5 protein-coding genes and 1 pseudogene are annotated in these 8,207 nt (G+C 61.0%); 2 read left to right on the top strand and 4 right to left on the bottom strand.

Annotated features, from left to right (window positions below; translation table 11 throughout):
• Positions 1-49: 49 nt before the first annotated feature.
• Positions 50-190 (top strand): annotated as a pseudogene (locus AC07FD_RS37725) (transposase domain-containing protein); the annotation flags it as partial.
• A 151-nt stretch (positions 191-341) separates the two neighbouring features.
• Here AC07FD_RS37725 and AC07FD_RS37720 read toward each other — a convergent pair.
• From AC07FD_RS37720 to AC07FD_RS37710, 3 genes are all read right to left on the bottom strand, one after another.
• The gene (locus AC07FD_RS37720; protein WP_478353948.1) at positions 342-2,069 is read right to left on the bottom strand and encodes an adenylate/guanylate cyclase domain-containing protein; all 1,728 of its coding nucleotides are present in this window, start codon (positions 2,067-2,069) and stop codon (positions 342-344) included.
• Positions 2,070-2,270: 201 nt separating this feature from the next.
• Entirely contained in the window at positions 2,271-5,447 is a 3,177-nt protein-coding gene (locus AC07FD_RS37715) for an ATP-binding protein (protein WP_478353947.1), read from the bottom strand.
• Positions 5,448-5,627: 180 nt separating this feature from the next.
• Positions 5,628-6,956, bottom strand: coding sequence for an adenylate/guanylate cyclase domain-containing protein (locus tag AC07FD_RS37710; protein ID WP_478353946.1), 1,329 nt, complete (start codon positions 6,954-6,956; stop codon positions 5,628-5,630).
• A 548-nt stretch (positions 6,957-7,504) separates the two neighbouring features.
• Here AC07FD_RS37710 and AC07FD_RS37705 point away from each other — a divergent pair.
• Positions 7,505-7,648 carry a helix-turn-helix domain-containing protein gene (locus tag AC07FD_RS37705; protein ID WP_478353945.1) on the top strand — a complete coding sequence of 48 codons (144 nt, stop codon included), beginning with the start codon at positions 7,505-7,507 and terminating at the stop codon, positions 7,646-7,648.
• Between the two features lie 161 nt (positions 7,649-7,809).
• Here AC07FD_RS37705 and AC07FD_RS37700 read toward each other — a convergent pair whose 3' ends face one another.
• Positions 7,810-8,091 (bottom strand): hypothetical protein, encoded by a 282-nt coding sequence (locus AC07FD_RS37700; RefSeq protein ID WP_478353944.1) that lies wholly within the window; start codon positions 8,089-8,091, stop codon positions 7,810-7,812.
• Positions 8,092-8,207 lie beyond the last annotated feature (116 nt).

Here is an 8,207-nt window from a genome sequence, read left to right as displayed (position 1 = left end):
AACATGGGAGGAAACGCGTCCGCTCGGCATAGTTCGGCGTGCGGCATAAACATGCAAGCTCAACGGCGTCGAACCTCACACCTACCTCGCTGACGTGATCGCCCGGATCGTCGCCGGCCATCCACAAAGCCAGATCGACGATCTGCTGCCTTGGGCCTACAGACCTATGCCGCTCAAGGCCGTAGCCTGAGAACAGCGGTTACAGCGCAGCAGGAATCCCCGGCCTTCGTGCCGGCGGTGGTGACGGCAGAATATCACGTACGTTCAAAGGCTTAATCAGGATTTTACGACTGGTCGGTCAGTCTGCGCCGTCAGGCTCGAAGGCTCCATCGGATAGGATGTCAACGTAACCCTGCTCCGGCGGGAAGCCCGGCCGCGTTCAGCACCGCGATCACCCGTTCCAACCGTACGGGGTCGCGGTAGCGGTTCGAGCGGCGGACCTGATCCTGATCGATGTCCGCCTTTCGCCCGACAGCTTCCGCGACGGCGCGGCGCGCGTCTTCCGTCCGACCAGCGAATCCGTGGATGACGGCCAGCATCAAGTAGCCGCAAGTATCTTGCGGATTGGCTGCTATATAACGATGCAGGCTGGCCTGCGCGCCGGCGTCGTCCCCCAGCCATGCCCGGGCATGGCCGATGTGATAATCGATCCAGGTGAAGGTCTGCGGCGACAGTCGCGCGGCGCGCTCAAGTGCGACCAGCCCTTCATGCACGTCACCGGAATAGATCGACATGAAGCCGAAGAAGCCGAGCGTCCATGCGTCGCTAGGGCTGAGGCTGGCGGCGCGGCGGCAGAGCGTGATCGCCTCGTCGTACCGGTCGCGGAGCCATGCCACGGCGCCCAAAAACATTATAGCATTGGCGGTGTCCGGGCGCCGCTCCAGCACCTCCTTGGCGAGACGTTCCGCAGTAGCCAGGGCGTACTCACGATCATCGCCTTGCATGTAGTAGCGCGCATCATACCACCAGGTCTTAACCAGCAACACCTTGGCGGCGACATAGTCCGGGTCAATCTCGAGCGCCTCCTGCAGCAAGTCACGGGCGCGGCGGTTGTCGGCTTCGGACCACCGCTCGTGATACGCGTTGGCGACAACGCAGCGTTCCCAGGCGGCGAGGCTTCTGGTCTGACCATCCCACAGCCGCGCGTAGTCCCCGCTGGTCAATTTGACTTGCATGGCCACCGCGACCTGGCGTGTAATTTCCTCCTGCAAGGCGAAAATGTCGTCGGCGCGGCCATCGAACCGGCCGCCCCAAAGCTGTCGGCCGCCAGCCGCCTCGATCAGCCTTGCTGTGACGCGGATCTGACCTGACGCGGCGCGGACGCTGCCAGTCAGTTGGAACTCGGAAGGGGCGCCCTGCGCGCGCAACTCAATTCCGCCAATGAGACTGAGAGCCGATTCCAGATCAAGCCCGATTCCGGCGGCGAAGAACTCCTGATTAGGGTCGCCGCTCAAGTTGGTGAACGGCAGGATAGTGATCGAGGGTTTGGCGGGCGACGATGATTTGGCGTCCGGGCGGGGCGTCGGCCCCATCGCCGCCGCGGTCGTCTCCGATCCGGTCCAGCGCCAGGCGCGGACAGGCGCGGCGATGTTCTTTAGCTGCAGTTCGCCGGCGAATGTGAAATTTGCGTTGACCATGCCGCTTACCTGCGCGTGAACCGCATCCGACACCAAGATGCCGCTGCGGGGCGCCTGTGCTTCGAGGCGGGCGGCGATATTTACGCCGTGGCCGTATATGTCGGATTCCTCCCCGATAACGTCCCCGAGGTTGATGCCTATGCGCAGCGCGATTTGGCGGTCCTGCGCCAGCGCCGCGTTCGCCGTGGTGAACTTCTGTTGCAGTTCTATTGCCCCCGTCACCGCGTTCACGGCGCTGGAAAATTCCATGAGCATCCCGTCGCCCATCAATTTGACGACGCGCCCGCCCTGCGCTTGCACTGTCGGTTCGACGATGGCTGTCCGCCGCTCCTTCAACGCGGCCAGAGTGCCCGCCTCGTCTGCTTCCATCAGGCGAGTATAATCAACTACATCGGCCATCATGATCACAGTGAGGCGGCGGTTGGCGATCATTCCGGCAGCCCCGCTTTGCGCAGGCCTTCAGCCCATTCGGCAATATCCTCTGATCGCCGGAGGGGGAACAAATTAGCGGTTCGCGCCTGTTCCAGCTGATCAGCGGCGCTAAACGAACTAGGCCCCCCATCGCCTTGCGCATCCTTGGAACCGAATCGGGATTGGCAGCTTCTTAGAATGCTAAGCATTTGCCTAGTAGACCTAACTGGGAACAATTGCCCGATCGATCATCTCCACCACCGGCGTTGCCCCAAGATCGACTGCAATCTTCTTGGCCTCTTGCAGGCGGTCAATGTTCTTGGCTGGCTGGCCGATAGGCGGGAGGGAGAGGGCCGTGAGCGCCTGCATCAGAAAACCGGGCGTCTCCGCCGTGCGAGCAAGACGCACCGCCTCTTCGAGATGGCGGCGGGCGCGACTGGGAGCGCTGAGGCCAAGCCTCAGGAGTCCCGGGTCGCGAAGCAGGGTCATCATGGGAGGCCGCGGCGCTGCGGCGACCTGGGCGTAGACTTGGCCGAGGGCCAGATTTGCCCAAGCCACCATGCGTGTGTTGTTCCACCTAGCGAAGAGGTCTGTCGCGCGCTCGAGGCCCTTGAGCCCCTCCTGCAAGCGCCCTGACGCGGCGACCGCCACCCATCTCGGAACCTCGACCGCGACCATCAGCCCGCGAAAGCCAGCGCTTTTGATCTGATCGTAGATGTTGTCGAATTCCGCGACAGCCTGCGGCATTTGACCTCCGGTGAGGAGGGCAACGGCAATGGCGCATCTCGAGCAAAGCTGCTCGGTGCTACCACCAGATGCGGCGAAGGCGGCCTCTGCTTCAGCAAGGGCGGTTTTCGCGTCGCCGGCGACGGCCATCACAAAACTGGACATCATCAAGCCCAGCGAGCGGGCAGGCGGATAATTGGTGCGGTTCGCCAGATCGACGGACCTGTCGGCCCATTGCTTGGCTTCGCCCAGGCTTCCCCGTTGCAGGGACTCTGCGCCGAGCAGGTAGTACGTCAGCGTTTCCAGATAGACGTCGCTCAGGTTCGCGGCGATGGCCAACAGCTCACGACCGACTTCGCGGTAGGCGAGCATCGATTTGCCGTCCGGGCGAAGCAGATCGATCCAGAGCAGATCCCATTTGGCGTAAGCAATGCTTTCGAGATCGCCGATGGTCTCGCCCGTCTGCAGCGCTCGCTTCAGGGAAAGTTGTGCGTCGTCAAAGCGATCGGCGTTGAGGTAACCCTCCCCAAGCCAGGCGAGCGTCCTGGACAGCTCACGGCTTGCACCCAACTTCTCGATGCGCGGCAGATGCTTCTCAGCGATGGGAATCATCCCACCGAAATCGGCCTCCCAACAGCAGACCATCAGTCGGCTGACAACCAGGTTCGCCAGGGTGCGGTCGTCGGTGCTGTCCGGCTCGACATTGACTAGGGCAAGGGCTTGGTCAAGATAGCCCATAGCTTCACGTAGCGAGAAGACGCCCAGGCTCCTTTCGGCAGCAAGGGCCAGGTATCGAACCGCCTTCGAATGCGAGTTGGTTCGACTATAGTGGTGGGCGAGGATCTCGGCGAACTCCTGCACCCTGTCGGCCGCCCTGCGCTCGATTGCCGCGGCTGTTCGCGCGTGCAGCTCGACGCGCTGCGCCTTGAGCAGAGAGCCGTAAAGCGCATCCTGGATCAGCGCGTGCTTAAAGGCGTATTCGAGGTCGATCACCGGGGCTGTTGCCTCGAGCCTGTAGATGATCCCTTCCTCGTTTGCTTTGGGCAGGACGTCCTCCGCGGCCCGCTCGTCCCGGCAGACTTCCGCAACGAGCTGCGTCTGGAACTGCCTGCCGATGACGGAAGCGGTCTGCACAACTGAACGCTCGTCGGGCTGCAGGTGATGCACCCGCTCCATTATCAGGTTCTCGATGCTCGTGGGGATCTCGTCGGATTGTGGCGGACTATCACCCCGAACCGCAAGAAAGTTCGCGATCTCTTCTGCAAACAGCGGGTTGCCCTCGCACTTCGAAACAGCCGTTCGCAAGACATCCTCGGAGATCGAACGTCCGGCGAGCCGGTCCTGAAACAGGCTGGCCGCCTCGCTCGGGCTGAGCGGCGCTAACCTTAGCTCCACCAGACGGGTGCCATCCGGGTTCCAGGGTAGATTGCCTGTCTTCCTGGACGTCAAAAGCAGCATCAACCTGATATCCGCTGAGCGCTCCATGAGGAGGCGCAGCACCTCGATTGATGCGCTGTCGGCCCAATGGATATCTTCGATGATGAGGAGCAAGGGATGACCGAGTCGAGACCACGCCTCGATGATCGAGACGATCGCCTCGCGTGTGCGCACTCCGGCGAGCTCGGCTGCGGGAATCGGCCCAAGGCTGCCGGAGTAGAGACCCAGCAGGTTCAAGAGATAAGGTAGGACCGGCTCCGCCTGGATACCGAGACCTTCAAGGCCAGCGGTCAATCGCGCGCTTGCGTCCACTTCCGGCGTGCCCTCCACGATCTGAAACCAACCGCGAAGTACGTCCACAAACGGATGATAAGGGGTGGTTGATGCCTCCGGCCGACAAGCTGCCTCAAGTAGGAGAGCCGGCTGACCTACGAGTTCCTTTTGAAACTCGTGCACAACACGTGATTTGCCCACCCCCGCTTCGCCGGAGACTATAGACACGATCGAGTGGTCGCTGCGCACTGTCGACCACCACGAGCGAACGAGTTCGAGCTCGTTCTGCCGGCCTTGCAGGCTGGTCAGGCCGCGTTGCTGCTTCGCCCCAAAACGGCTGATGCCCGTCCTGAGCTTGTCGAGGCGAAACAGGGAAACCGGAGCGCTCTTTCCCTTCAGCTCTCGGACGCCGAGCTCTGTGAGTTCGACGAAGCCGGCCACCAGATCTGCTAGAGTCCTCGTGCAGTACACAGTGCCGGGCTCGGCGGCACTCTGGACGCGTGCGGCCAGGTTCACCGCGTCGCCTAAGGCATTGTATGCGAGCGCCTTCTCGTCGCCGATTCTGCCGACTATGACCGGCCCCGCGTGAAGCCCAATGCGCAGTTGCGGCGAAAAGCCGAATTGCCGCTCCATCTCGTCTCTAACCGCGAGGAGGCGATCCTGGATGTAGACGGCTGCCCGGCATGCCCTAAGCGGTGCGTCCTCAATCGCGACCGGCGCTCCGAACACTGCCATAAGCCCATCACCGGCGAAGTCCTGCAGCACGCCACCCTGATCGCGGATGATGTCGGCCTGTTCTCCCGCCAACCGCTTAATGAGAGCAAACACCGCCTCTTCACCGAGACGTTCGGTGAGAGGCGTAAAGCCCACCAAGTCGGTGAACATCACCGTGATGTGGCGTCGTTCTCCGTCAATTGGCGAAGACTGGCGAGTAGAGGAACCGAGCGACTGAACCTGCGCCATGCCCTTCTCCCGAATGGCCAAAGCCGGTGCGCAACCATTGAGTCTTGCGCATCCGTTCGTCGAATACAAGCAACTTCTAAAATGTGTAGTGTCTCAGTTTGAATTTCGGCTGTGGGTGGAATCTTGCCGCCTGAGCTGACTACCGGAATGTGAAGCTAGCGCCAGAACCAGACATTCGTTTCAGCTTGTTAATTCATAAATGTCGCAGCCTTCGGGGATACCTTTCATCTCGTGGTGGCCGAGGAAGGTGAAGTCCAGCCCGGAGCCGACCGCGAGATCCTTCACGGTTCGGGAGGTGAGGATCGAGTTCGGCGCCGCTTCGGCCATGATGCGCGCCGTCAAGTGGACCGCCAGACCGCTCAGATCGTCGGCCCGGCGCTCGCACTCTCCAATGTGGATGCCAGTCCGCAGCTCCAGCCCGAGCGCCTTCGCGTTTCGCGCCAACGCCCTGGCACATTCAATCGCCGGGGTGGGCCCGGCAAATGTGAGCAGATATCCATCGCCAGTGTGCTTGATCTTTTGCCCGCCGAGCGCGGCAACGCGTCGGCTGACATTGACGTCCAGTTGCTCGAGGATCGACCGCCACCGCTCGTCCCCCACGGCGCTCAGGGTCCTGGTCGAGTCGACGATATCGGTCATCAGCAGGGTCATGAGCGCGCGTCCGGGTTTTGCGGTCGTCCGCGTCCCCGTGACGAACTCTTCGACCTGCCCGATCAGTTCGTCCTGATCGCCGTACCAGGGGATGTGGTCATCGCCGGGCAGCAGGCGAAACTCGGCGCCGGGAATATGCTCGGCGAGATAGCGCCCTTCCTCCGCTGCGTGCCAGCGGTCGCCGGCGCGATGGAGAACCAGGCTCGGCACATGGATGGCGGGAAGGATCGCGCGAATGTCGATTTCGAAGTTGAGCCGGGAAATCAGCTCGGCGGCGTGCGGGCTGGCTGCAAATCGAAGGTAGGCAGCAAACCAGCTTTGCACTACAGGGTCGCTTGCGACGCTCGGCGCGCCGTCGTCGAGATCGAATGACCGGCCCCACTGCGCCAGGAGCGACTCCACCTCACGTTCGTTTTCTTCGTGGGTCCGCCCCCAGGGATAGTCGGGCGCCCTTTTGCTTCGGGCAAAGCAGCCGTACAAAACTAGCGCGCTCACCCTTTCGGGATGGGTGGCGGCAAACAGCGAACTCATGTTTCCGCCCTCGGAAACTCCGAACAGCGCCGCCTGCTTCGATCCGACGGCATCAAGTACGGTCTTGACGTCCTCGGTCCTTTGTTCGAGCGTCGGAAAGCCGACGTTTCGGTCGGACATGCCCGTACCGCGTTTGTCGAAAAAGATCAGGCGGGAAAAGCGGCTCAGGCTGGTGAGAAATCGAGCGCATTCGGGACTCTCCCAAGCGTACTCTACGTTGCTGAGCCAGCCTTGCGCGTACAGTAGATCCGTTGGGCCGTCGCCGACCACCTGATAAGCGATGGCGACGTCGCCGCATCGTGCATAGCGCGTCTCGGGTCTCTGCATGACCGCCTGACAAATCGATTGGGCAACTGCGAGACGTTACCGGGGCAGATGCGAAGCTCGCCGCCCAACGTAGCGAACTAAGGCAACGAAGGGAATTTCGAAGCGGGTCGCCGAGAAAAATTGCAGGAGACAAATTATGTCTCTTCATTGTCCCGCCGGGTGGACCGCCCTCGCCAACAGCCGCTTTGAGTAGAACTTTGCCGTTCGCGTAGGGCGCCTAGAACGGGGAGGTAGTGTCATATCGAGACCTTCAACCTCAATTTATTCAACGGTCGGAACGGGTCACGGATTGTCGTAGCGCTGCCCAGAAGGAAGGGCATGGAAGGGTCGTGAGCCGATATTCAAATTGAGACACTACCCTAAAATGGGCGGCTCGACCTCTTCACGACACCACTGCTGTTGAATAAACAACAGCGCACTTTCGGAGAGGTTGAAATCGAGGAGCCCCCTGTTCCGGTCCAGAGGTCGTATATGCGTCAGGTTTTGGGACATCTTCTCACGAGAATTGTAAGGGGCAACAGCAGTGGACGGTCAAGGATCTTCAGGATGTGGAGACCGATCTCGTCATGACCATGACGCGAGACGGCGACAGCGTACGCGACATCGCAGCTGCAATTGGTTTGAGCAAATCGAAGGTCAATCGCATCCAAACACGAATGAAAGCGATTGAGCCGTCGAGCAGCAAGCCTTGAACTGCGGCTGTCCCACTGTCCCACACCCTAGACAGTGGGACAGCCGCTAGGAGGATCGCTATCCCACTGCAGATGGTGGACCAGTCCAGGTGTCAATCTTTTTGGCGAAGTGGTGCTCAAACTTCGTGGGTAGTTTGGCGGCTTGACGACGAGCCCCTAAGCTAGCTGGCAGACGTCACTGTTTTCCTGAACGCATCAGTAATCCTGGCGATCGCAGCCCGCTCGCCTTCGCTGATTGTTCCATCTGCCTCAGCGGTGGCCCGCAGCCGCGACATGAAGGACGCGCGGGAAATCTCATCGGCAGCAATGGCCTGTGCAGCAGCGTCGATGGAGAAGTCGTCGGTCAGAAGTGTCATTAGGTCGGCAATCACGTCGATTTTTTCATTTTCGGGCAACGGTATGTCTCGCGCGAGTGCCTCGGCCTCCACGACCTCCATCAGCACAGATATCTCGCTATCGACTAAGGCTTGTTGAGATTCATCGTGAGTTTATGACGGCAGCAGCAAGATTGATGAAGGCTGCGAAGCTCTGGTCGGTTTTGTCAGCTCGCATGGCGATA

The organism is Mesorhizobium waitakense (assembly GCF_056431085.1).
The sequence above is the reverse complement of the archived record's forward strand: the minus strand, read 5'-3'. Positions and strand labels throughout refer to the sequence as shown.